Source organism: Tardiphaga sp. (assembly GCF_041424195.1).
In the GTDB taxonomy this organism is placed as follows: Bacteria; Pseudomonadota; Alphaproteobacteria; order Rhizobiales; family Xanthobacteraceae; genus Tardiphaga.
On the sequence record NZ_JBGMOE010000032.1, the window covers coordinates 1 to 24,772 of the forward strand.

General features: G+C 63.6%; 24 protein-coding genes. 6 read left to right on the forward strand and 18 right to left on the reverse strand.

Annotation, left to right across the window (positions count from 1 at the left end):
- Positions 1-245: 245 nt before the first annotated feature.
- The 13 genes from ACEK02_RS03740 to ACEK02_RS03800 form a co-directional block, all read right to left on the reverse strand.
- Complete coding sequence (locus tag ACEK02_RS03740) at positions 246-503, reverse strand: hypothetical protein (protein WP_371420573.1); 258 nt, start codon at positions 501-503, stop codon at positions 246-248.
- Between the two features lie 113 nt (positions 504-616).
- Positions 617-1,867 carry a multidrug effflux MFS transporter gene (locus tag ACEK02_RS03745; RefSeq protein WP_371420460.1) on the reverse strand — a complete coding sequence of 417 codons (1,251 nt, stop codon included), beginning with the start codon at positions 1,865-1,867 and terminating at the stop codon, positions 617-619.
- A 153-nt stretch (positions 1,868-2,020) separates the two neighbouring features.
- Positions 2,021-2,689 (reverse strand): pyroglutamyl-peptidase I, encoded by a 669-nt coding sequence (locus ACEK02_RS03750; RefSeq protein WP_371420461.1) that lies wholly within the window; start codon positions 2,687-2,689, stop codon positions 2,021-2,023.
- Positions 2,690-2,889: 200 nt separating this feature from the next.
- Positions 2,890-3,873 carry a methylmalonyl Co-A mutase-associated GTPase MeaB gene (gene meaB, locus ACEK02_RS03755; RefSeq protein ID WP_371420462.1) on the reverse strand — a complete coding sequence of 328 codons (984 nt, stop codon included), beginning with the start codon at positions 3,871-3,873 and terminating at the stop codon, positions 2,890-2,892.
- Positions 3,870-4,637, reverse strand: a complete 768-nt coding sequence (locus ACEK02_RS03760) for a hypothetical protein (RefSeq protein ID WP_371420463.1) — start codon at positions 4,635-4,637, stop codon at positions 3,870-3,872. The genes meaB and ACEK02_RS03760 overlap by 4 nt, the downstream gene beginning before the upstream one ends.
- A gap of 2 nt (positions 4,638-4,639) precedes the next feature.
- Positions 4,640-6,793, reverse strand: a complete 2,154-nt coding sequence (gene scpA / locus ACEK02_RS03765; RefSeq protein WP_371420464.1) for a methylmalonyl-CoA mutase — start codon at positions 6,791-6,793, stop codon at positions 4,640-4,642.
- 199 nt (positions 6,794-6,992) lie between these two features.
- On the reverse strand, positions 6,993-7,466 hold the full coding sequence (locus tag ACEK02_RS03770; RefSeq protein ID WP_371420465.1) for a GFA family protein: 474 nt from the start codon (positions 7,464-7,466) through the stop codon (positions 6,993-6,995).
- Positions 7,467-7,477: 11 nt separating this feature from the next.
- A complete protein-coding gene (locus ACEK02_RS03775) occupies positions 7,478-9,349 on the reverse strand; it encodes a methylmalonyl-CoA mutase family protein (protein ID WP_371420466.1) in 1,872 nt (623 codons plus the stop codon).
- 170 nt (positions 9,350-9,519) lie between these two features.
- Complete coding sequence (gene folK, locus ACEK02_RS03780) at positions 9,520-10,011, reverse strand: 2-amino-4-hydroxy-6-hydroxymethyldihydropteridine diphosphokinase (protein WP_371420467.1); 492 nt, start codon at positions 10,009-10,011, stop codon at positions 9,520-9,522.
- 3 nt (positions 10,012-10,014) lie between these two features.
- Positions 10,015-10,380, reverse strand: a complete 366-nt coding sequence (gene folB, locus ACEK02_RS03785; protein WP_371420468.1) for a dihydroneopterin aldolase — start codon at positions 10,378-10,380, stop codon at positions 10,015-10,017.
- On the reverse strand, positions 10,377-11,222 hold the full coding sequence (gene folP, locus ACEK02_RS03790) for a dihydropteroate synthase (RefSeq protein WP_371420469.1): 846 nt from the start codon (positions 11,220-11,222) through the stop codon (positions 10,377-10,379). The genes folB and folP overlap by 4 nt, the downstream gene beginning before the upstream one ends.
- Positions 11,223-11,331: 109 nt before the next feature.
- Positions 11,332-11,739 carry a DUF4332 domain-containing protein gene (locus ACEK02_RS03795; protein ID WP_371420470.1) on the reverse strand — a complete coding sequence of 136 codons (408 nt, stop codon included), beginning with the start codon at positions 11,737-11,739 and terminating at the stop codon, positions 11,332-11,334.
- Positions 11,740-11,797: 58 nt separating this feature from the next.
- Positions 11,798-12,163, reverse strand: coding sequence for a hypothetical protein (locus ACEK02_RS03800; protein WP_068734292.1), 366 nt, complete (start codon positions 12,161-12,163; stop codon positions 11,798-11,800).
- A 364-nt stretch (positions 12,164-12,527) separates the two neighbouring features.
- Between ACEK02_RS03800 and ACEK02_RS03805 the strand changes: the two genes are divergently transcribed.
- The 4 genes from ACEK02_RS03805 (at position 12,528) to ACEK02_RS03820 (ending at position 17,327) form a co-directional block, all read left to right on the forward strand.
- A complete protein-coding gene (locus tag ACEK02_RS03805) occupies positions 12,528-14,144 on the forward strand; it encodes a helicase HerA-like domain-containing protein (protein ID WP_371420471.1) in 1,617 nt (538 codons plus the stop codon).
- Positions 14,145-14,280: 136 nt separating this feature from the next.
- Entirely contained in the window at positions 14,281-15,573 is a 1,293-nt protein-coding gene (locus ACEK02_RS03810; RefSeq protein WP_371420574.1) for a glycosyltransferase family 87 protein, read from the forward strand.
- Positions 15,574-15,585: 12 nt separating this feature from the next.
- Complete coding sequence (locus ACEK02_RS03815) at positions 15,586-16,989, forward strand: M20/M25/M40 family metallo-hydrolase (RefSeq protein WP_371420472.1); 1,404 nt, start codon at positions 15,586-15,588, stop codon at positions 16,987-16,989.
- 122 nt (positions 16,990-17,111) lie between these two features.
- Positions 17,112-17,327 (forward strand): hypothetical protein, encoded by a 216-nt coding sequence (locus tag ACEK02_RS03820; protein WP_371420473.1) that lies wholly within the window; start codon positions 17,112-17,114, stop codon positions 17,325-17,327.
- 83 nt (positions 17,328-17,410) lie between these two features.
- Here ACEK02_RS03820 and ACEK02_RS03825 read toward each other — a convergent pair whose 3' ends face one another.
- From ACEK02_RS03825 to ACEK02_RS03835, 3 genes are all read right to left on the reverse strand, one after another.
- Complete coding sequence (locus tag ACEK02_RS03825; RefSeq protein ID WP_371420474.1) at positions 17,411-18,190, reverse strand: class II aldolase/adducin family protein; 780 nt, start codon at positions 18,188-18,190, stop codon at positions 17,411-17,413.
- Positions 18,191-18,327: 137 nt separating this feature from the next.
- On the reverse strand, positions 18,328-18,441 hold the full coding sequence (locus tag ACEK02_RS03830) for a hypothetical protein (RefSeq protein ID WP_371420475.1): 114 nt from the start codon (positions 18,439-18,441) through the stop codon (positions 18,328-18,330).
- Positions 18,438-19,928, reverse strand: coding sequence for a PLP-dependent aminotransferase family protein (locus ACEK02_RS03835; RefSeq protein ID WP_371420476.1), 1,491 nt, complete (start codon positions 19,926-19,928; stop codon positions 18,438-18,440). Before ACEK02_RS03835 ends, ACEK02_RS03830 begins: the two co-directional genes overlap by 4 nt.
- 108 nt (positions 19,929-20,036) lie before the next feature.
- Between ACEK02_RS03835 and ACEK02_RS03840 the strand changes: the two genes are divergently transcribed.
- Positions 20,037-20,984: a DMT family transporter gene (locus tag ACEK02_RS03840; protein WP_371420477.1), complete on the forward strand. Its 948-nt coding sequence runs from the start codon at positions 20,037-20,039 to the stop codon at positions 20,982-20,984.
- On the opposite strand, the gene bla is transcribed toward ACEK02_RS03840, so the two are convergent.
- Positions 20,944-21,813, reverse strand: a complete 870-nt coding sequence (bla, locus tag ACEK02_RS03845) for a class A beta-lactamase (protein ID WP_371420478.1) — start codon at positions 21,811-21,813, stop codon at positions 20,944-20,946. The genes ACEK02_RS03840 and bla overlap by 41 nt on opposite strands.
- Positions 21,814-22,042: 229 nt before the next feature.
- On the opposite strand from bla, the gene ACEK02_RS03850 reads away from it, so the two are divergent.
- Positions 22,043-22,756: a DNA helicase gene (locus tag ACEK02_RS03850; protein WP_371420479.1), complete on the forward strand. Its 714-nt coding sequence runs from the start codon at positions 22,043-22,045 to the stop codon at positions 22,754-22,756.
- 47 nt (positions 22,757-22,803) lie between these two features.
- Here ACEK02_RS03850 and ACEK02_RS03855 read toward each other — a convergent pair whose 3' ends face one another.
- Entirely contained in the window at positions 22,804-24,453 is a 1,650-nt protein-coding gene (locus ACEK02_RS03855) for a glycosyltransferase family 39 protein (RefSeq protein WP_371420480.1), read from the reverse strand.
- Positions 24,454-24,772: the final 319 nt, after the last annotated feature.

The window sequence follows — 24,772 nt, forward strand, 5'->3', positions numbered from 1 at the left end:
CGTGACGATCGCGATCGCCCCTCTCGGTGGGGCAGGACGAAGGGGAAAATAATCACGATAGGGATGTTGTCAATAGTAATAGGAAAAAATGTTTGGGTGCTGTCTTGCGCCGCCCCACACTGTCATTCCGGGGCGAGCGCAAAACATGTCGGGATTCCGGGGCGCACTACGCGACTGCGCCGCTGCGCGCGCCCCGGAATGACGACCGTGTGTCGGGGAACGACATGCGTATGCAGTAGCTCGCGCTATTGCCCCTTCAGCGCGAGCTGGAAATCCTTCTCGGCCTGGGCGTCGCGCTCGTTCTTTTCCGGGCATTCACCCGGTTCGGCCTGGCACGGGCGGATTTCGTAATCATTGTCGAGTATGCGACGCGGAGTCGGCTTGGAGTCCTTGGCTTCGACATCGGTGACAAGGCCGCTCTCGGCGGCGAGTTTCCATACGTCAGCTTCGGTGGGGTAGGCTTTGCTCAGCTTCGCGTCGTCACAGAACAGTGCATAGGGCATCGGATTGCTCCGGTAAAAATTGATAACGTTCATGGCGGCGTCGGGTTCGCCCCGACGTATTCCCAGACATTTCAAAATTGCGCGACAGCCATCCGGCGACGTCGCGGGGGCGTTCAGCTCACCATCTTGTGAGGCTTGAACAGCCGGCCCTTTTCCGCCACCAGCACCACCGCGAATGCAGTGAGGGTGCAAAGGAAGAGGCCGGTCGCGAACGGCAACAATGTGCCGTCATAGTGTTGGCCGATGACCGTACCGATGGCGATACCCAGCAGCGTGGTCAGCGTACCGTAGAGCGAGGAAGCGGTGCCGGCGATGTGGCCCTGCGGCTCCATCGCCAGTGCGGTGAAATTCGAGAACATCAGGCCGAAGGCGAACATCATCAGCATCGACAGCGCGATGAACAGCCAGAGCGGCACGAAGCCCAGCGCCACGGTGAGCAACATCGCCGCGCCAACACTGACGAAGCCGAGCAGGGCGCCGTGGGAGAGTGAGCGCATGCCGAAGCGATGGACGACGCGCGAATTGAAGAAGCTGGCCGCAGCGACGCCGAAAGCGATGGAGGCGAATGCGAGCGGGAAATACGGCCCGAGATGGAAGATCTCCGTGAACACCTGCTGCGAGGTGAATACGAAGGCGAACAGCGCGCCCTGCAGGATGCCGGCTGCGAGACCGTAACCGATCGTCTGCCGATGGCTGACGGTCTGCCGATAGGCATGGAGCACGTCACGAATGGCGAGCGAGCGGCGTTTGGCGACCGGCAGCGTCTCCGGCATGCGCCAGGCGCTCCAGGCCAGCGTCAGCAGGCCGTACAGCATCAGCACGCCGAAGATGCCGCGCCATTCCGTCAGGACCATCAGGGCCTGGCCGAAAGACGGGGCGATGACCGGCACGGAAATGAACACCATGATGGCGAGCGACATGACACTGGCCATACGGCCGCCGGCATAGCAGTCCCGGACGATCGACACGGCGATCACGCGCGTCGCCGCGGTACCGACACCTTGCAGCAGGCGCGCAAGCAGCAGGATTTCAAACGACGGTGCGAACAGCGCGAGCACGCTCGCCGCGCAATAGACGGCCATGCCGCCGAGCAGGATGGGGCGCCGGCCGTAACGGTCCGACAGCGGGCCGATGGCGAACTGGGCCACGCCGAAACCGAGCAGGAAGACCGAGAGGACGGTCTGCAGGCGGTTGGCATCCGGGACCTTGAAGGCCGCGCCGATATGCGGCAGCGCCGGCAGCATGATGTCCATGGCAAGGGGGTTCAGCGCCATGATCGAAGCGATCACGACGACGAATTCGCCAAATTTCATGGGACGATGCGCGGGTGAAGCCACCGAGGCGTCGGCGTTGATGTCGGTCACAAAACGGTTCCTGAAAGCATTCCCGCCATTAGGGTCTTCATGCTGCAATGCACAAGTTGACTTTCGGCATGGCAGCGTCGCGGAAATCGGCGGATTTCCCCATTTAGTGAATTAATGTTCAGAAAATAGCCGGGGATCGTCGTCCCGGCGGTCTTAAACCCGGGAATTCCCGGCTGGCTCCCGCAGTTTGGCCCGGGTCAGCCGGATTATTTCCAGCAGGATCGCTTCACCCGCATCGGTGAGTTCGTCGGAGGTCATGCGCCGCGAGCTGGTGTCTTGTGCCAGCAGCGGCACATGGACGAAGGCGGCGAGGCGAGGGCCGCTCGGCGCGCGGGTGGCCTCGATGCCGCGCCAGGACAGATAATTGCAGAGATAGCGGCCGGCATCGCGTGAGGGGCGCACGTCAGCGCCGGTCGCGAGGGCGGCCCGGAACAGGCGCGCCGTGTGCGGGCCGAAGTTTCGCGCGCCGGCGCCAGGCACGATGCTGGCGCGGCGTACCGTTGCGTGGCCGGCATCAGGCCACAGCATGCTCACGGCATTGCGCGCACGCGTCTCGATCCGGATATAGGGCGTGCGTGCGGCGAGGCCGAACATCAGCAGGGCATCCGGACGATGGCGTGCGATCAGCTCGGGCAGTTCGCGATCGACGGTGGCGTAGGTGACGTCGAAAATATGCGCGATGCGGGTGACGTCAGCGAAAGCGGGGCGGCGCAGCGTTGCGAGTTTTCGCACCAGCGCCTGTGTCGGATTCACCGGCGCGCCGGGGAAGGGGCCGAAGCCGGTGATGAGGATGCGAGGGGATGTACCGGGACGGTTCAACATTCGCCTCCATGATCACAACGGGGCCCTAACCTCTCCCCGCTTGCGGGGAGAGGTCGCCTGTAACATGCGAAGCATGTGGAAGGCGGGTGAGGGGGACTCTCCACGAACTAGGAGCGAGTGGATAGTCCCCCTCACCCGTCTGGCTTCGCTGCGCTCCGCCAGCCGACCTCTCCCCGCGAGCGGGGAGAGGTTAGGGCGCGCTACTTCAACAACTCCGCGATCGCTTCCGCTGCGACAGCAGGCGTCATCCTGCCATCGGCGACGTCGCGCTCGGTCTGCTTGACCTTGCTGCGTATGGACGGATCGCCGCGCAGGCGCGCTTTCAGGCGATCCTCCAGCATGGTCCACATCCACTTCACCTGCTGCTCGCGGCGGCGGCCGGCGAAATCGCCGGACGCAGTCATGGCGGTGCGATGCGCGACGACTTTATCCCACAATTCGGCGATGCCGGTTTTCGCCAGCGCCGAATAGGTCACCACCGGCGGATGCCAGTGCTCCGAGCGCGGCGCCAGGATATGCAGCGCGCCGCGATAATCCGCGGCCGTGATATTGGCGCGCTTGAGATTGTCGCCGTCGGCCTTGTTGATGGCGATCATGTCGGCGAGTTCGATCAGGCCCTTCTTGATGCCCTGCAATTCGTCGCCGCCGCCGGGCAGCATGAGCGCCAGAAAGAAGTCGGTCATGTCGCACACCGCGGTTTCCGACTGGCCGATGCCGACGGTTTCCACCAGCACCACGTCGAATCCGGCGGCTTCACACAGCAACATGGCCTCGCGCGTCTTCGCCGCGACGCCGCCGAGCGTGCCGGAGGACGGCGAGGGGCGGATGAAGGCGTCGGGATGGGCGGACAGATCGTTCATCCGCGTCTTGTCGCCGAGGATCGAACCGCCGGTGCGCGCCGAGGACGGATCCACCGCCAGCACGGCGACCTTGTGGCCGCGCTCGATCAGATACATGCCGAGCACATCGATGGTGGTCGATTTGCCGACGCCGGGCGAACCCGTGATGCCGACGCGAAATGCACGGCCGGTGTCGGGCAGCAGCGCCTGCACCAGTTCGCGCGCTGCGGCCTGATGATCGGCGCGGCGGCTTTCCACCAGCGTGATCGCACGGGCCAGGGCGGCGCGGCTGCCGGCGCGAAGGTCACGTGCGAGCGCGTCGATGTCGATGGGGGCTCTTGTCACTGCGGCCCCTTGTCGTCGTCCTTCGGCCGCTCGCCGCCGAAGATCGCGCTGCCCTCAGCCGACAGATAGGGCTTGAGTTTGTCCCACGGTACGAAGGCGTCGTAATCGCCTTCCGCATAGGAGCCGTAATGGAAGGAGAGGCCGGAACTCTTGCCGGCCGCCGTCGACGGCGTCAGCGATACCGGCCCGATCTTCAGCAGTTTCGGCTCCAGCGCATCGACGAGGCTCATATCGGGATTGTCATTGTCGCGCTGTTTCTTCTCGACTTTCAGATCGGCGACGACCGCGTCGCGGATCGCCGTCATCGCCGGCCCACCATCGGCGAGCTCGGTGAAGAAGGGGCGGATGCTGATCATCTTGCCGGCCTGCCGATCCCACAGCAGCGTGTCGTTGGCACGATTGGGATGCGCGCCGCCGGTGAAGTTGTAGTCCGCGCGAATGATGCTGACATAGCGGCCCGCGACCAGCGAGCTTTGCGTATATGAGCGCTCGGACTCCCATGGCCGGTTGCGGATGTCGGCGGGCAGATCGCGCATGTCCTTGCGCTGCTCGGCCAGCTCCTTGAGCGTCTTCGCAGCCCAGCCATTGCTGGCGGATGTGAGATATTTCAGCAGCGGGGCATCGGACTTGATCGCGGCATCGAAGAAGACGGCGACTTCGGTGTATTTCGCCTTGAGCTGGATGTCGGGTGTCGGCTCGGCGGCGAGGGCGGCCTCACCGAACAGGAGACAGGTGAGCGCGACCAGCGCAAACGTCTTCAACACCCTTACTCCGCCGCCTCGCTATGGCCCAGCCGTGCATTCAGCTTGTGGATCAGCTCTTCGGCCGCTTCCGAGATCACCGTGCCGGGCGGGAAGATCGCCTCGGCGCCGGCCTTGTAGAGTTCGTCGTAATCCTGCGGGGGGACGACGCCGCCGATGATGATCATGATGTCCTCGCGGCCCTGCTTCTTCAGCGCGGCCTTCAGCTCCGGCACGGCGGTGAGATGGGCGGCGGCCAGCGACGACAGGCCGAGGATGTGCACGTCGTTTTCGACGGCCTGACGCGCAGCCTCATCGGCGGTGGCGAACAGGGGCCCGATATCGACGTCGAAACCGACGTCTGCGAAAGCGGACGCGATCACCTTCTGGCCGCGGTCGTGGCCGTCCTGGCCGATCTTGGCGACGAGAATGCGCGGGCGGCGGCCCTCGGCGTCCTCGAAGGCGTCGATCAGCGCCTGAACTTTCGCGACGTTGTCATTCATGGTGGACGCCTCGCGCTTGTAGACACCGGTGATGGATTTGATCTCGGCGCGGTGGCGGCCGAACACTTTCTCCATCGCATCGGAGATTTCGCCGACGGTGGCCTTGGCGCGGGCGGCATCGATGGCCAGCGCCAGCAGGTTGCCGTTGCCTTCCTTGGCGCTGCGCGTCAGCGCCGCCAGCGCGGCATCGACATCGGCCTGGCTGCGCTCGCTGCGAAGCCTCTTCAATTTGTCGATCTGCAGCCGGCGCACGGTGGAATTCTCCACCTTGAGCACGTCGATTGGGGCCTCGTTGTCCGGCTTGTATTTGTTGACGCCGATGACGGCCTGACGGCCGGCATCGATGCGCGCCTGGGTCTTGGCGGAGGCTTCCTCGATGCGCAGCTTGGGCACGCCGGCCTCGATGGCCTTGGCCATGCCGCCGAGTTCTTCCACTTCCTGGATATGCGCCCAGGCCTTGGTCGCAAGATCGTGGGTCAGGCGCTCGACATAATAGGAGCCGCCCCACGGATCGATGATGCGGTTGGTGCCGGTTTCCTGCTGCAGGAACAGCTGCGTGTTGCGGGCGATGCGTGCCGAGAAGTCGGTTGGCAGTGCCAGCGCCTCGTCGAGCGCATTGGTGTGCAGCGACTGCGTATGGCCCTGCGTCGCCGCCATCGCCTCGATGGTGGTGCGCATCACGTTGTTATAGACGTCCTGTGCGGTCAGCGACCAGCCGGAGGTCTGGCAGTGGGTGCGCAGCGACAGCGATTTCGGGTCCTTCGGATTGAACTGCGTCAGCAGCTTGGCCCAGAGCAGCCGCGCGGCGCGCATCTTGGCCACTTCCATGAAGAAGTTCATGCCGATCGCCCAGAAGAACGACAGCCGCGGCGCGAAACGGTCGACATCGATGCCCGCGGCGAGACCCGCGCGCAGATATTCGACGCCGTCGGCCAGCGTGTAGGCGAGTTCGAGATCCTGCGTCGCGCCGGCTTCCTGCATGTGATAGCCGGAGATCGAGATCGAATTGTATTTCGGCATCTTCGTTGAGGTGTAGGCGAAGATGTCCGAGATGATCCGCATCGAGGGCGCGGGCGGATAGATATAGGTGTTGCGCACCATGAACTCCTTCAGAATGTCGTTCTGAATCGTTCCGGTGAGTTTCTCCGGCGGCACACCCTGTTCTTCGGCAGCTGCGACATAGAGCGCGAGGATCGGCAGCACTGCGCCGTTCATGGTCATCGACACGCTCATCTGGTCGAGCGGAATGCCGGCGAACAGCGTGCGCATGTCGTAGATCGAGTCGATCGCCACGCCGGCCATGCCGACATCGCCCGACACGCGCGGATGATCGCTATCATAGCCGCGATGGGTGGCGAGATCGAATGCGACTGATAGGCCCTTCTGGCCGGCCGCGAGATTGCGCCGGTAGAACGCGTTGGAGTCTTCCGCAGTGGAGAAGCCGGCATACTGCCGGATCGTCCAGGGCTGGTTGACATACATGGTCGGGTAGGGGCCGCGCAGGAACGGCGCGATGCCCGGATAGGTGTCGAGGAAATCGATACCGGCGACGTCGGCCTCGCCATAGCCCGGCTTCACCAGGATGCCTTCGGGTGTGAGCCACGGTTCGCCCTGCGACGGCGCGCCGGCCGCGCGGGTGGCGAAATCGATCTCGGCGAAGTTTGGAATCTTGGTCATGGTCGTTTCTCGAATTCTCGATTGCGTTCGATGAGTCTCTGAACGTTCTTTTTGTAGGTCGGGTCGTCGGACGGGGGCGTTTCAGTTTTCCGCCAGAGTACCACGTCAAGCACTTTCTCAAGTACTGTCGCGATCGGCCACATCAGCAAGTCGAACAACAAACTGCCCATGCGTACGATCCTTGTTGAAACACTTCACCTCAATCATGATCCGGATGCTGATAGCTGAACACTTCCGCGCATTTCTCCGGTCCGTAATTCTGCATCGTGGTCTTGCTCGGCAGGTTCGCCACATTGCCGACCCAGCCGAGGCGCGACTCGCTGCCGAATTGCACCGTCGGCACCACGCGATCCGGGCGGTCGAAGGCGCCGGTCATGATCTCGATATTCGGGCCGCCGATGCGGCGGTAGCTCAGCGGTGTGCCGCATTTGGCGCAGAAGTCGCGCTCCGCAATCGACGATGACTTGAACGCCGACGGCTTGCCGCGGGTCCATGCGAAATTCTCTTTCGGGATATCGGCAAGCGAGGCGAAGGGCGCGCCGGTTGCCTTCTGGCACATGCGGCAATGGCAGATGCTCACCCGTGTCGGCGCAGCCGACAGCGCAAAGCGGATATTGCCGCATTGGCAGCCGCCGGTCAGCACGGGCTTGCTCGCCGTCGCCGTCGCCGTCATCGCTCACTCCCTCAGGCCGAATTCAGTAGATCATGGGCCTGTACCAGCATGGCCAGTGCATCGCCGCCGGCAAAGATGAAATCCCTCACACCTGCGGCACGCAAGGGCGCTTCCAGATCACCGGGGCGGCCTGCCAGATAGATATGTTTTGCGCCGGCGGTTTGCAGCGCCTTGGCGGCAGGCGCAGCCTGGCCGGCATAGAGCTTGTCGGAGGAGCAGATACATACCAGCGCAGCGCCGGAGGCCTGCCAGGCCCTGGCGAGTTCAGCCGGATCGGTGAAGCCGTCACTGTCGACGGCTTCGATGCCGCCGGTCTCGAAGAAGCTCTTGGCGAAGGTCGCGCGTGCGGTGAAATCGGCGGGCGTGCCGAGATTGGCGAGGAACACCTTCGGCCTTGCACCCTTGCGGGCCAGCAGGTGATCCGACTTGTCGCGCAGCGCCTCGAAGGGCGAGGCCAGCCGGATCGGTTCGAGCGGGTTGAACTTGATCTTGTCCTTGCCATAGGGCTTGCCGGGGATCGGCTTGACCTTCAGCACGGTGGCGCGGGCTTCGTGCAGGTTGGGGAATTCGCTGGCGCCGGTCAGCACCTCGCGCCGCTTGGCGATGCTGGCCTGGCGCGCGGCGCGGGTGGCGGCGATCCTGGGCTGGATCAGGTTGTTGCCCAGCGCCGGGAAGGCGCCGCCGGCTTTCTCGATATCCTGGAACTGGGCCCATGCGGCGTCGCACAGTTCGCGGGTCAGCGCCTCGATGCCGCCGGCGCCTGCTGCGGGATCGGAGACCTTGGCGAGGTTCGACTCCTCCAGCAGTATGAGCTGCGTGTTGCGCGCGGCGCGGCGCGCGAAGCCATCGGGCAGGCCGAGCGCCAGCGTATGCGGCAACACGCAGATGGAGTTGGCACCGCCGAGACCTGCGGCAAAGGTCGCCATGGTCGCGCGCAGCATGTTTACATAGGGATCGCGCTGCGTGAGCATGCGCCACGCGGTATCGGCCGCGATGAATATCGGCTTCGGCGTGAGACCGCAGCTTTCCTCGATGCGCGCCCACAGCAGGCGCAGCGCGCGGAATTTCGCCATGGTGAGAAACTGATCGGCGTCGGCTGCAAGACGCGCATAGACCATGCTGCGGGCGGTCTCGAGCGGAATGTTATGGTCTTCCATCGCGCGCAGATAGGAGACCATCACCGCGAGCACGTAAGCCAGCTCCTGCACTTCGGAGCCACCGGCATCGTGGATGATGCGGCCATCGGCGACAGCGAACGGGCCCTTGAAGCCTTGCGCCGCCAGTTTCTTGATGGCGTCGGTGACGGCGGGCGCCATTTCCCACCAGTTATAGGCGCTGGTGCCCCACACCGCGGTGGCGCCAATGGGATCGAGGCCAAAGCGGATATCGCATTTGGCGGGATCGATGCCCTTCGTCTTGATGTAATCGGCCAGATACGTCACGGCCATGCGCGACTGCGGGCCGGCATGGAGCTCGATGCCGATGCCGGCGTCGAGATAGATGCCGTCGAACAGCGTCTCGATGGTCTCGGACGAGGCGACGAGGCCGAAGCCACGCGCGCCATTGGCGCCCTCGAACACCAGCGTCAGCCCTGTGGCACCGTTTTCCAGATCGTGCAGCGCCTGCTTGTTGGACTTCGCGGCATCGGGGTGGTCGATCCGCTGCATGATCTGCCACGGCGCCGCGGGCGGGCGGCCGGCAATCGGCGCAGCATCATGGGCGCGGGGATAGATCGGCTGGATCTTGACGCCGTCATAGGTCTTGCTGATCAGCTTCTCGAATGGCGCGCCTTTCAGCACGCCATCGACGAGCTTGCGCCAGTCGTCATAGGTCGCAGGCGCAAAATCGGCGGCCAGCCGCAGGTCGTCAGTCGCAGTCGACATTTAGGAACTTCACTCCCGGCATTGCTTCGTTGTTGAACCGGAAAATGCCATGCCGAGAAGGGGTTGCCAATGCCTCTTAGGACATGGCCCTGCGCGCTTTTGGCGCGCGGAACAGGAAGCGGGGCTGTTTCCCTCTCCCCGCATTGCGGGGAGAGGGGTGAGGCCGGCGTTCAATCCAGGTCCGGCAGTCGCTCGATGCCGTCGGTTGAGAGGGCCTTCAGATGCTCGCTCACGGTCTTGCCCGATATCACCCGGTCCGGGGCGATCTCGGCCAGCGGCACCAGCACGAAGGCACGGGTGGTGGCGCGAGGATGTGGCAGGTGCAGTTCCGGCTTGGCCATGACCACGTCGTCATAGGCGATCATGTCGAGATCGAGCGGCCGCGGACCCCAGCGCCCCTCGGCAATGCGGTTGCGGCCGAACTTGTGTTCGATCTTGTGCAGCGTGAACAACAGCGCGTGCGGATCGAGATCGGTCTCGATCTCGATTGCGGCATTGACGAAATGGTCCTGCGGCACGTCGCCCACCGGCGGCGTGCGGTAGTCTGCCGAGCGTTCGACCAGCGCGGCCTGTGTCATGCCGCAGATATTGCTGATCGCCTTGCGGAACGTCGTGCGGACATCGCCGACATTGCCGCCGAGCGCGATGAGGACGCTGGCCATGGTCTATGACCTCGTACGGTTCAGTACCACGCCGACATCGTCGAAGATCGCGGCGATCGGTGCGTGCGGCTTGTGCACGGTGACCTTGATGGCGCTGACACGTGGAAAGTCCGCCAGCACGGCGTCGGCGACGGCGCCGGCCGCGCGTTCAAGCAGCTTGTAGTTGGTGTCCTTGAAGGCGGCGATGGCGGTGGCTACCACATTGGCATAGGACACGGTGTCCGCAAGCCGGTCGCTGCGCGCGGCCAGATCGATATCGGTGGTCAGTTCGATATCGATGATGAAGCGCTGCCCGACGACGCCTTCGTAATCGAGCACGCCGTGATGCGCATGCACAGATACGCCCTTGATGAAGATCATGTCGCTCATCTTAATTCCTCGATGGCTGCGGTGACACGCAGGGCCTGAACGGTTTCCGCAACGTCATGGGCGCGGACGATCTTGGCGCCGTGCCGCACCGCCAGCAGGTGCGCGGCGAGCGATCCGCCGATGCGCTGCTGCGGCTCCGACGGCACGACGGTCGATATGAATTTCTTGCGCGAGGCGGCGATCAGCACCGGCAGGCCGAAACTGTTCAACTCGTCGAACCGCGCCAGCGCGATCATGCTCTGCTCAGGTGTCTTGCCGAAGCCGATGCCGGGATCGAGCACGATGTGGCCCGCGGGAATGCCGGCGCTGGCGGCGATCTCCAGCGACCGCGCGAAAAAGTCCTTGATGTCGCGGACGATATCGATGCTGCCATCGACGTCGTTGCGGTTATGCATGACGACGACAGGCGCATTGTGCTCCGCGACGACGCGGGCCATGTCGGGATCGCCCTGCAGGCCCCAGATGTCATTGGCGATGGCCACGCCGGCGGCGAGCGCTTTTGCGACGACGGATGCCTTCATGCTGTCGATCGATACCGGCGTGCCGAGCGCGATGACGTCGGCCAGCACCGGCACGAGGCGTGCCCATTCTTCATCGGCAGTGACCGGCCGGGACCCATAGGGCCGTGTGGACTCGGCGCCGATGTCGATGATCCCGGCGCCTTCGGCGATCATGCGCCGCGCCTGCACCAGAGCGCGCTCGGGGGCATCGAACTGGCCGCCATCGGAGAAGGAGTCCGGGGTGACGTTCAGGATGCCCATCACGGCAGGCACCGGCGATGCCAGCAGCGCGGCCAGCACCGGGTGGGCCGTCGGAGCAGACGTGGTCGGACGCGCGATCATGAGGTCGCTTTGCGCGGTCGGGGGGAGGGAGTCAAGATAGGGCGATGACGCTTTCTTTTCCCTCCCCACGCAAGCGCGGGGGAGGGAGAGGAGCGTCGCTGCTACCTTCTCAATACGAGATCTTCAGCGGCAGCTGGCGGGCCTTCTCGATCAGGTCGCCGACGGACTTCTCGGAGGGCATTACCCGGACCAGCTTGCGCTTGTCATTGGCCTCGCGCATCGCCAGAGCCAGGCGGGCGGGATTGCGGTGGGCTAGTTCGCGCACGGTATTGACGCCGGAGGCACGGAGCAGTTCGGCCTTGGCCTTGCCCATGCCGGGGATGCGCAGATAGTCGGCGAGGTTCGCCCATTCGAGCAGTTGTTGTTCGCTGAACCCGGTCTTGGCGGCGAGTTCCTTGCGGCATTTGGCAGAGTGAGCGGCATCCAGCAGCCCTTCCATGGTGCGGATGCCTGCCTTTTTCAGTTTGGTCGCGGCGAAGGCCGTCAAACCGTCAATCTTGGAGATGGGATATGTCATGATACTCGGACGTATGAAGATACTTGAAGCTTACGCGCGCTGCTGACGTAACAGACGGTCAGGAGAACTGGCTCAGGCCAGGCGTGCCGGCAACGATCTCGTCCATGGCATCGGCGCCGATCTTCTCGCGGCCGAACTTGAACAGTTCGCGCGCGACGCTCTGGATCTCGCCCATGCCGAGGCCAAGACCCATCAGTTTGCTGCCCAGGGCCATGATGCCGCCGCCCATCAGGCTGCTCAGTCCACCACCGCCCTCTGACGATGCGATGGCTGCGTCCGCACCCGGAATTTTTTCGATGAGCGCATTGACCGGCGCGGCCGGTGCTTCCTTGCGCAGGAACCCCAGGATGATGCCGACAGCCTTTTCAGCCACGGCTTCATCGATGCCGACCTTTGCGGTCAGCGCTTTGATCAACTCGTCCATGATGCCCCGCCTCACATCGGTTGAGTGCCGATGCCCTTATGTTGAAAAATGATCTTGAGCCGCTGCGATTCGAATTACAAGCACGCCAACCCGCCCAACGTGCGATTCAGCGTGATCGCGCATCGAGTGTTGCACCAATGCAAGAGCAAACGTGAAATTTTGGTCAATTGTTCGCAGATGCGACAGGGCCGCAGTTTGGAAACAGCAAAACAAATGGCTTGGAGTGTCCGTCGGAATGACGGGCGGGTTTCAGGCGCGGCGGGAACTCTTTGCGTTTCAATCGCTCGTCAAGATGCAGTAAGATCATGGTGAGCCGCAAATTTTTCGAAATTTTTTTCTTGATGCGCGCGACAGAGGCGATCCGATGGCGACCACCGAACTGAAGTCAGGCGATACCGACGACAAGATCTTCATCGGCAAGGGCGACCAACAGGCATGGCTGACGCTGGCCCTCGGCAATCGCCATGGCCTCGTCACCGGCGCGACGGGAACGGGTAAAACTGTATCGTTGCAGGTGATGGCAGAGGGATTTGCGCGCGCCGGCGTGCCGGTTTTCGCCGCGGACATCAAGGGCGACCTCTCGGGCATTGCCGAAGTCGGCGAAGCCAAGGATTTCATCCTCAAGCGCGCCAAGGAGATGGCGCTGACATTTCAGCCCGATCAGTTCTCGACCGTGTTCTGGGACGTGTTCGGCGAGCAGGGGCATCCCGTGCGCGCGACGGTCTCTGAAATGGGACCACTCCTGCTGGCGCGGCTGCTCGATCTCAACGACGTGCAGGAAGGCGTGCTCAACGTGGCCTTCCGCGTTGCCGACGAGAACGGCCTGACCCTGCTCGACATGAAGGATCTGCGCTCGCTGCTCGATGCGATCGTGCCGATGACCGCCAAGAAGGACGAGGTCGATCCACTTGCCGATGTCCGCAAGTCGGCGGGGAGCTTCGGAAACGTCACCAAGGCAACGATCGGCACTATCCAGCGCCAGTTGCTGGTGCTGGAAAACCAGGGTGCCGATAAATTCTTCGGAGAGCCGGCACTTGAGCTGAAGGATTTTCTGAAGACCGACCGCGACGGCCGCGGCATGGTCAATATCCTGGTCGCCGACAAGCTGATGTCGAGCCCGCGGCTCTACGCAACCTTCCTGCTGTGGCTGCTCTCGGAACTGTTCGAGGAATTGCCTGAGGTTGGCGACCTGCCGAAGCCGAAACTCGTGTTCTTCTTCGACGAAGCGCATCTGCTGTTCAACGATGCGCCGAAGGCGCTGCTGGACAAGATCGAGCAGGTGGTGCGCCTGATCCGCTCCAAGGGCATCGGCGTCTATTTCGTGACCCAGAACCCGATCGATGTGCCCGATCGCGTACTCGCCCAGCTTGGCAACCGCGTGCAGCACGCCTTGCGCGCCTTCACGCCGCGCGATCAGAAGGCCGTGCAGGCGGCGGCACAGACCTTCCGCGCCAATCCGAAACTCGACACGGCCACGGTCATCACCGAACTCGGCAAGGGCGAGGCGCTGGTCTCGTTCCTCGAAGGCAATGGCACGCCGGCAATGGTCGAACGCATCATGGTGCGTCCGCCCACCGCGCGGATCGGGCCGATCACGCCTGAGGAGCGCAAGGCCATCATGAATGCCAGCCCGGTGAAGGGCAAATACGACACGGCCATCGATTCCGAGTCCGCCTACGAGATGCTGCAGAAACGCGTCGCGGGCGCCGCGGCAGCGCCGACCGATGCCGGCGGCGGGGCGGGAGGCGGCGGCTTGCTGGGCCAGCTCGGCGCCATCGTCGGCACGATCTTCGGCACCAATACCGGCCGGAACAGGCTCTCCACCGGCCAGGTGATCGCACGCAGCGTGACCCGCAGCGTCACCAACAAGGTTGTCGGCGGCGTCGTTGCCAATATCGGCAAGCAGGTCGGCGGCTCGCTCGGCAGTTCGATCGGCCGCGAGATCGTGCGCGGCGCGCTGGGCGGGATTTTGAAGCGGTAAACGCCGTTCACGAGCCGATATGCGCCGGCCCGCGGCTTTGCAGGTCCGGCGCCATCTGCTACCCACCGCGGTCTGAACGCGCTGCCCTGGCGCGTCGTTGAAGCGGGACAGCGAAGTGACGAAAAGTGACGGCGAAATGCCGGTTTTGCGGTGGCCGTCCTTGCGGCAGCCGCTGGACCTGCTGTTTCTTGCGACCTGCGTCCTGCTGACGGCGGATGTGTTGGTCCCGGAAATCTTCGGTCACGGCAAGACCAAGGACTACGCGCTGTGGTTCTGGGCCGGGCAACAGGTGCTGCACGGCGCGCCGCTCTATGAAGCGAAGACCAATGGCGCGCTGGACTTCATCTATCCGCCGCTGTCCGCGATCCTGCTGGCGCTGCCGAGCTGGTTCGGCAAGGTCCCGCTTTACCTCTTGCTCTCGATTTTGAATTCGGCGGCCTGGGCGATCACCAGCCAGCTCTCCAATGCCATGACCGGCTCGAAGAAGATTCCGGCGGCGTGGCTTGCGGCGCTGCCGGGCTTTGCGACCATCACCTTCGTGTTCGACATGTACGATCTCGGCCAGCCCAATCTGGTGCTGCTGGCGATGATGCTGCTCGGCTTCTGGTGGATGCAGAAGGACCGGCCATGGCTCGGCGGCAGCATGTTTGCGCTGGCGACGGCCATCAAGGTCTTCCCGATTGCAGTGCTGCCCTATCTGATCTGGCGGCGGCACTGGGCTGCGTCCGCCAGCATGATCATCTGTACGCTGCTGTTGCTCTACGTGGTGCCGGCGCCGTTTCGTGGCTTCGAGCGCAATGCTGCCGAGGTGAAGACCTGGTACACCGAAATGGTCGGCTCCAGCTCCGAGAAGGGCTTCGGCCAGCGCGATGAGCAGAACTGGTCCTGGGTCAATCAGTCGATCATCGCGATGACGCATCGCCTGGTGCGGCCGATCGACTATTTCCAGGACGATCCCAAGCGCGGATCGGCCACGATGAATGTGATCGATGTCAGCTACAAGACAGCGAACCTGATCGTGCTCGCAGTCTCCGGCCTGATCGGCCTCGGTTTCATCGGGTCGTTGCTGCCGCGATCGAAACTCACGCCGCGCTCGCGAGCCGAAGAACTCGGCGTCCTGTTCTGCCTGATGACGGTGGCATCGCCGCTGGCGCGGCAATATTATTTCATGTGGCTGTTCCTGCCGCTCACGGTGCTGATGCATCGCGCCGCCGATGATCCCAGGCCGAATGTGCGGACCGGCACATGGTTGCTGCTCGGCGTCGTCGGTGTGCTGCTGGCGCTGTCGATCCCGGTTTTTTCGCCGGTGCTGCAGGCCTGGGGCAATAATCTGCTGGCGACGGCCATCCTCGCAGGCGGATTGATCTGGCATATGCACCACCCGCCGGTGCTGCTAGATTCCGCGGACGTTCCGGACCACATCAGTTAAGGAAACTTGCCCATGCCCAACGCGCAGCTTGCCTCCGTTCTCGATCGCGTCGATGCCGATTTCGACAACAGTCTGGAGCGGTTGTTCGCGCTGCTGCGGATCAAGTCGATCTCCGCCGATCCGGCTTTCGCTGACGACTGCAAGGCGGCGGCAAAGCATCTTGCGGGCGAGATCGAGGGCCTGGGCTTCAAGACCGAGGTGCGGCCGACCGCAGGCCACCCGGCCATTGTCGCCACCGCCAAGGGCAATACCGGCAAGCGCCCGCATGTGCTGTTTTACGGCCATTATGACGTGCAGCCGGTCGATCCGCTGAATCTGTGGCATCGCCCGCCATTCGAGCCGCTCGTCACCAAGCACGCCGATGGCCGCGACATCATCGTCGCGCGCGGCGCACAGGACGACAAGGGCCAGCTCTCCACCTTTGTCGAGGCCTGCCGCGCCTGGGTGAATGTCACGGGCGCGCTGCCGATCGATCTCACCATCTGCATCGAAGGCGAGGAGGAAGTCGGCTCGAAAAACTTCGTGCCGTTCCTGGAAGCAAACAAGAAGGATCTCGCGGCCGACTTCGCCGTGGTCTGCGACACCGGCATGTGGGACCCCAATACCCCGGCGATCACCACCTCGCTGCGCGGCCTCGTCTATGAGGAAGTGAAGATCACCGCGGCCAATCGCGATCTGCATTCCGGTATCTATGGCGGCGGTGCGCGCAATCCGATCCGCGTGCTGACCAACATTCTCGGCAAGCTGCATGACGACAACGGCCGTATCACCATTCCCGGCTTCTATGATGGCGTGAAGGATCTGCCCGCCGATATTCTGGCGCAGTGGAAGGGTCTCGGCCTCACCGCGGAGACGTTCCTGAAACCAATCGGCCTGTCGATCCCCGCCGGCGAAAAAGGCCGCGAACTGATCGAACAGATCACCTCGCGTCCGACCTGCGACATCAACGGCATCGTCGGCGGCTATACGGGTGAGGGCTCCAAGACCGTGATCGCCTCGCATGCATCTGCGAAGGTTTCGTTCCGCATCGTTGAAGGGCAGGACCCCGGCAAGATCCGCGACGCGTTCCGCAAATTCGTGACCGATCAACTGCCGGGCGACTGCACCGCTGAGTTTCTCGATCACTCCAATGCGCCGGCCATCGCGCTCTACTGGAACATGAAGCCGCTGGCGGCAGCGCGCGATGCGCTCACCGACGAGTGGGGCAAGCAGGCGCTCTTGATCGGCTCCGGCGCATCGATCCCGATCGTCGCCGATTTCAAGCGCACGCTGGGGCTGGACTCGCTGCTGATCGGTTTCGGTCTGGATGACGACAACATCCATTCGCCGAACGAGAAGTATGACCTCAAGAGCTTCCACAAGGGCATCAGGTCGTGGGCGCGGATCATTGCTGCGCTGGCGGATGTGAAGAAGTAAACCGCCCGTTCGTCATTCCGGGCCGTTCGCGCCCAGGAATGGCAGGGTTGGCTGCGCGTTGACCCACATCAAGGCTTGCGTCAGGCTTTCCTGATCGAAAGACAAAAAAGGGAGAGAGCGCCATGTCCGCAACCGAGATCGCCAATACTCATTTCTCTGCCGCCATGGCGGCAGCACAGGCCGCAGGGGTCGATCAGGACAGCGTCTGCCGCTCCCTGATGAATCTCGTGGTCTCGAAATATCTCGAAACCAGGAGTGTGACTGACGTGCAGTCGGAGCTGCGTTTCGTTGCCGACAATTGCGATCCGGACACGGATTTCGCGTTCATGCGGCCGTGATGCCAAGAAAAAACGCCGCCCGGAATTGGACGGCGTTTTGAATCACTGTGTAGAGGTATGTAACCTCTCTATAGCACCAAATCTCAGGTCTTGTAAGACGGATCGCGGCGGTCGAGCTTGCGCAGCATCGGCGGCCAGACCAGCTTGGTGGAGCGCAGCTCCGACCTTTCGGGGTTCGAGACCAGTTCGGCATTTTTGTCGATCACGATCTGGTCGACCGGATAGGCGGTCGGGCCGAGCATCCGGGTGCGGACCTGCATGGTGCAGGCACGCTCCAGATAATACATGCGCTCGAAGGCCGAGGCGACCGAGCGGCCGACGGTCAGTGTGCCGTGATTGCGCAGCAGCATGGCGTTCTTGGTGCCGAGATCCTTTTGCAGGCGGGGGCGCTCGTCGTGATCGAGCGCGACGCCTTCATAGTCGTGATAGGCGAGGTCGGGGATCACGAGCTGGGCGGTCTGGTTCAACGGCTGCAGGCCCTCCATGCAGGAAGCGACCGCGGTGCCGTCCGGCGTGTGCAGATGCATCACGCAGCCGGCATCCTCGCGCACTTCGTGGATTGCCGAATGGATGGTGAAGCCGGCCGGGTTGATGCTGTAGTCGCTTTCGGAGAGCTGGTTGCCGTCGAGATCGACCTTGACCAGCGACGATGCGGTGATCTCTTCGAAGATCAGCCCATAGGGGTTGATCAGGAAGTGATGCTCGGGGCCGGGCACGCGGGCGGAGATGTGGGTGTCGATGAGATCGTCCCAGCCGTAGAGCGCAACGAGACGGTAGGCAGCGGCGAGATTGACGCGCTGGGCCCACTCGGCCTCGCTCATGGTGGACTGGACTTCCTTGAGGCGGGCTTCCGCTGGCGACATCTAAGTTCTCCCGGACTGGCTGGCAGTGTTCTGGCGTTTCGCTGATGCGAGCGTAGTCCCGCTCCGGCGGGGCGGCAAGCCGGCCGGTTTGCGGGCCAGTCATGCTTTCCAGGCGGCAAAAGGCCCGATCACGACATTCAGGAACTGAAACGCGCGCGATAGTCCTGCGGCGTAGCGGAAATCGTTCGCAGGAAGCTGCGGCGCATGGTCTGCTCGGAACCGAAGCCGCAGCGTTGCGAGATCCGTTTCACCGGCAGTTTCGTTTCCGGGAGCCGCCGCCGCGCGGCGTGGCGGTGTCGCGCAGGACCTGCCCGATGATGGCGGCGGCCTTGTCGATCTCCTGCTCGTTCCAGGCGGCGAAACCCATGAACAATCCCTGGTCGCTCGCCGGGCCGGTGAAATGTATGGAGAGCGGGCGGGCTGTCACGCCGAGCTTGGCCAGTCGCGCCGAAATGGTGCGGTCGTCGTATTGCGGATTCAGATAAGCGAGAAGCTGCATGCCGCCGGCCGGTGGTTCGATCGTCAGGTGATCGCCGGCATGCGTGCGCAGTGCCTGCAACAAATGATCGCGCCGGCCGCGATAGACGCGCGTCATCTTGCGGATATGTGCCGCGAAATGGCCGTCGTCGATGAACTCGGCCAGCGCATCCTGCACCGGCGCCGGCACGATATGGCTGCCGTGGCGCTGCGCCTTTTCGAACAGGTCGGCGAGGTCCGGCGGCACGATGGCGTAGCCGCTGCGCACATCCGAAAACATCGATTTCGAAAAGGTGCCGACATAGAACACGCGGTCATTGTCATCGAGGCCCTGCAGGGCGGCGACAGGGCGGCCGTCATAGTGGAATTCGCTGTCGTAGTCGTCCTCGACGATCGCCGCGCCGATCTCATTGGCAAAACCGAGCAACTGTTGCCGACGGCTCACCGGCATCAACCGCCCGGTGGGATGCTGATGCGACGGCGTCACGAAGATCAGCCGTGGACGATCGCGGCGGCCCCTGAACACGAGGCCGCCGCGATCCAGCGCAATGCCGCGCACACTGGCGCCAGCCGCATCCAGCGCCGCGCGGGCGCCGCCATAGCCGGGGCTCTCCACCCAGGCGAGATCGCCGGCATCAAGCAGCACGCGGGCGATCAGTTCGAGGGCGGCCTGCGCCGACGGCATGATGATGATCTGCCGCGCGTCGGCCCTGACACCGCGATGCTCAACGAGATGGCGGAGCAGGACGGTGCGCAGCGATGTGCGATTGATGGCGGGATCGCCGGTGGGCGCGCGTCGCGCCGCGCGGCGCAGGCAGCGCGCCCAGATGTCATGGGGGAACAGCCTGGCATCGGCCAGCACCGTGGCCAATGGCTGCGGCGGGCCGCTATTGACGAACGGCCAGTCTGATTTTCGCACGCGCTCGGCCCAGCGCGACAGGGCGATGGGTTTGGCTTTCTTGGCTGCAATGTTGCGCCCGGTCAGCAGCGCCTTGCGCTCGGCGGCGGCTACCGTCGGGCGTCGTCCCTGCGCGATCTCGAGATAGCCTTCCATCGCCAGCTGGTCGATGACCGCCGAGACGGTGTTGCGCGCGAGGCCGAGCTGTTTCGCGCAATCGCGGCTCGAGGGCAGGCGATGGCCCGGCGGCAGCGCGCCGCTCAGGATCCCCGTGCGGAGCTGATCGTAGAGCTGCCGCGTCAACGTCTCGCTGCTCGCGGACCCGCGTTCGAGATCGATCAGCCCCGCGAGAATGTCGCCCATCAACTGGCTCAGTCATTTTTCGTGAAATGGATCTTTGATTGGGGCCAGTAAAACCTAGTGTCGTGCCTCTGTCGAGTGCGCCATGCACCGATGCCGCGAGATGAAGCCATGTCCGATCATCCCCTGTCGCGCCGTACGGCGCTGCTCTTGTTTGCTGTCGTGGTCACCATGTGGGGGCTGAACTGGACGCTGACGAAATTTCTGGTGCAGCACCTTCCGCCGCTCTGGTCGGTGGCCATCCGCGCCGTGGTTGCCACGCTCGCTCTGGCAGCCATCACGCTGGCGCGCCGGCAACTCATCGTGCCGCGCCGCGGCGATCTGCCTGTGATCGTCAGTGTCGCGCTGCTGCATATGAGCGCGTTTTCGGCGCTGGTTGCCTTCGGCCTGCAATTCGTGCCGGTCGGGCGCTCGATCGTGCTCGGCTATACCACGCCGCTGTGGGTCGCGCCGGCCGCCTGGCTGCTGCTGCGCGAACCGGTCCCGCGAGAGCGCCTGTTCGGCATTGTGCTCGGGCTTGCCGGGATCGCGGTCATGTTCAATCCGGCGGCATTCGACTGGAGCAATGGCAATGCGCTGATCGGCAGCGGCTTGCTGTTGCTCGCGGCGTTGTGCTGGGCGGCAAATATCGTCTATGTGCGCGGCCACCGCTGGGTCTCCGAGCCGTTCCAGCTGGTGTTCTGGCAGGCGCTGCTCGCAAGCGTCCTGCTGACGACGCTGGCGCTCATGCGCGAAGGTGTCCCTGATATCGCCTGGACGCGCGCACTTGTCGGCGCTCTGCTGTTCGGCGGAATCTTCGGCACGGCGCTGGCGCATTGGGCGATGGTGATCATCAACCGCAGCCTGCCGGCGACCATCACGTCGCTCGGCCTGCTGGCGACGCCGGTGATGGGCGTTGCGATTTCCGCGCTTGTGCTGGGCGAGGCGATCGAGCTGTCGCTGATCGCCGCCATGGCGATGATCCTCGGCGGAATTGTCATCGGAACGATGTCGCGCCGGACGCCGGATGTCGCGCGGCCTATCCCAGCTGCTGCCCAGCCATCTCGCCAATCGCCTTGAACACCGTCTCCAATTGCGGCGGCGTCGGCGCGCCGCCCTGCGTATAGGCGGCGATGACGACGGGCTGGTCGGGCTTCGGCCAGGCCACGGCGATGTCGCCGGCGGCGTCCTTGCCGTTATTGCCGGTCTTGTCGCCGATCTTCCATGTCTTCGGCAGGCCGGCGCGCAGGCGCTTGTCGCCGGTCTTGCAGTTCACCATCCAGTCGATGAGCTGATCGCGCGAGGCTGATGTCAGCACGCCGCCGGTCACGAAGCGTTTGACGTTGCCGGCCATCGCGGCAGGCGTGGTCGTATCCTGCGGATTGCCGGGACGTGACCGGTTCAGCAGCGGCTCGTTGTGATCGAGGCGCGAGACGCCGTCGCCGGTCTTGTTCCAGAAGGCGGTGAGAGCGGCCGGACCGCCGACACGCGCCAGCAATATGTTGGCGCAGGTGTTGTCGCTGAGTTCGACGATGGCCTTGCACATGTCTGATACGGAGAGTGCGCCTCTGGCGAGATTGTCGCGCGCGACCGGTGCATATTCGAGCAGGTCCGCAGCGGCATAGGAGATCATCCGGTCGGGTTTGTCCTCGCCGCGATCGATGCGGGCAAGAACGAAGGCGGCGAGCGACGCCTTGAACGTACTGCACATCACAAAGCGCTCATTGGCGCGCCATGCGATCTTCGCGCCCGTTTTCAGGTTTTCGGCATAGACGCCGATCCGTCCACCGGTGTCGCGTTCATAGGCCTGCAAGGCCGTCGGCGCATCCTTCGCCTTTTCTTTTGCGAGAGCGGGCCACACTGCGAGCGCCGGCGCAGCCGCCAGCAAAGTCCGTCGATTTATGATCATGGCGTGTCATTCGCGGAGGAAGAGGGAGAATTGATGGCCGGGGATTTGGGAAGTCCGTAATTTCGCCGGGGAGGGGTTTGCGTTACACTCTGATTCTGGCGCGGCCCACGCCTCCCCCCTCCAACGGGAAAGTATCCATCATACCGGGCTCGCTCATCACCGAACCAACTGTTCGAGCATCAAGCATAAGGAGGGGTTGTGACAACGCTCGCACCAGGAGGTTCTCGCGATGCGTCTTTCTGCGCCTGTCTATCAATTGAAGCGCAAGGCCAGGCTTCTTTCCCGCACCGCTGATATTCCACTGCATGAGGCGCTCGACCGGATCGCCGTGCAGGAGGGGTTCGGCGCATGGAGTCTGCTTGTCGCCCGGATGTCGGCGGTCACGCCGGCGGCGAAACTGTTTGCGCAACTGTCTCCCGGCGATCTCTTGCTGATGGGCGCGCGCCCGGGCCATGGCAAGACGCTGATGAGCCTGAAGCTCGCCGTGGAAGCCATGCAGTCAGGCCAGCGCAGCGTGTTCTTCTCGCTGGAATACAGTGAAAAGGAAGTGCTGGATCGCTTCCGCGCCATCGGTGTGGAGCGGGAGCGTTTCGATGGTCTGTTTGACTTCGACAATTCCGACGACATCAGCGCCGACTACATCGTCAGGAAACTGGCTGACGCACCGCGCGGCTCGCTCATCGTGATCGACTATCTGCAACTGCTCGATCAGAAACGCGAGAACCCGGCATTGATGGCGCAAGTGCGCGCACTGCAGTCTTTCGCCAGGGAGCGCGGGCTGATCTTCGTCTTCATCTCGCAGATCCACCGGTCCTACGATCCGGCGGTGAAGCCATATCCCGATCTGGAGGATGTGCGATTGCCCAATCCGGTCGACCTCGGCCTGTTCAGCAAGACCTGCTTCCTGAACAATGGCGACGTCCGGTTTCGGGCGGCGCGCTGACGCGCGCGTGAAACGCTGTCATCCCGGCGCTTGACGCGCCGGGCTTCCTACGGCGCGGGGATCGCCAGCAGGCTGGAAATGCTGCTGCCGCGGATGTCGTAGACGCGGGCGAAGATGACGTCGTCGCGCTTGATCTCGGCGATCACGGGAGCGGTGAGGCCCTTGCAGTAGAACTCGCCGAGCGTCATCGCGAAGTCGGCCGACTGGCTGTCCCAGCCGATGGTGAAGTCGGGACCGAGGGCAACCTGCGCCGGGCGCTGCGGGCCGCACACGGCGACCTTCCACTTGCGGCCGGCCGGCGGGCTTTCCTGTCGCTCGGTGATCTGCTCCTTCAGCGCGTCCGACGCCTGCTTCAGCGCGAGGCCCCAGTAATCGAGCATGTAGAGCGCATCGGCCTGGCGCACGGTGCCGGCGATGTAGTTGAAGTGGGTGTACTGATACGGATGCAGCCGGATCATCTCGGCCATCGGCAGCATCAGGCCGAAGGAAAATACGGCGACGGCCGCCGCCTGCGCGCCGCGATGATTGACGCGCAGCCAGTCCATCGCCCAGGCAAAGGCGGCGCCGCCGAGCACGGCCATCGGCGGGATCACGAAGATGAAGTGCCGGATGCCGTTATACAGCGCCGGGCGCTTCACCATGGCGATCGCCAGCGGCAGCATGGCGGCGAAAGTGAGCATCAGGAGAATGGTCTTGCGACGCGCTGGCACGCTGTCGCGCGATAGCGACATGATGGTCAGCGCGATTCCGCCGAAGGTGAGGCTGAGCAGCACTTCCGGAAGCTGCAGCGCGAACAGCGTCGGCAGATAGGACCACGGCATGTCCGGCACCGAGATCATCGCGCCGTCGAACATCTCCTTCCACGGCTTCTCGAAGAAGTGAGAGAAGTAGCCCAGGGCGCGCAGCGGATTGGCGGGCTCGAGGATCGACCACGGCCATATAAGCCCCATGATCAGATAGCCGAAGGCGAGGCCCGGCAGCATGACGTAGAGCACATGCAGCAACCGATGCGCGCTCTCGCGCACGCCATTGGTGCGGACATCCTCGATCCACAGAGGCATGAAACCGATCACTGCGTAGATCAGCGTGAGGCCGGCGAGAATACGGCAGCCGATCGCGCAGCCGGCGCCGAGGCCCAGGATCAGGACGGTGCGCGGCGACGGATTCGGATATTCCTGTGCAAGACGCACCAGCCCGAGCATCAGGATGACCATCGCCACGGCGAAGGGCGCATCCTTCGGATTCATGAACATATGGCCGTAGAACGTCGGACACAGCGCCAGCAGCAGGAGCGTGGCGAGGCCGCCCACGGGGCCGGCGACGCGACGGCCGAGTCGCCAGGTGACGGCGAGGCCGATAATGCCGACGATCGCGCCGAGCAGGCGTCGCGTCTCGAACAGCTCCAGCGGGATGATCTTGTGCAGCAGTGCGGCTGCCATATCGAAGCCGCCGCCATACATGAAGAGATTGGCAAACGACAATGCGCCGGTGTCGGTGAAGCCCGACCCGTACATCTTCAATAGAAGATCGGCATACTCGGCGTGAGTATAATCGTCCCATCCGAGACCATAGTCCCGGAACGTGAAGCTTGCGACGATGCTGACAACGACAAGCGCCAGGATGGCGAGGTCGTCACACGTCCGTTCCACCGAGCGCCTTACTGGCGTGTCGATGGCCGCAGTCGTAATCGATGACATGGCGATGGATAACCCGGTGTCCCCAATGGCTCGGCTTTAGCGCTCTTTGAGCCTCGTTTCCCCGGCATCGATATAGCGCACTTCTCTTTTGAAGTAATTGAGAATTGTGGCTGAAATTTCTTAATGCGTTGCAACAAACAGGACAAGGTAAAAGCTTTACCGTTTAGCGATCAAGCGGCGTGGGCTTCCCAAATCCGTTGTCTCCGGTGGAAGAAAACTCTCCCAAAACGTACCACCGGGCGGATGTACAAGGGATGAATGCAAAATGCCGTTTGGCGGTGCACGCAATATGACGCTATCGTGGCGCCCGTGACGAGAC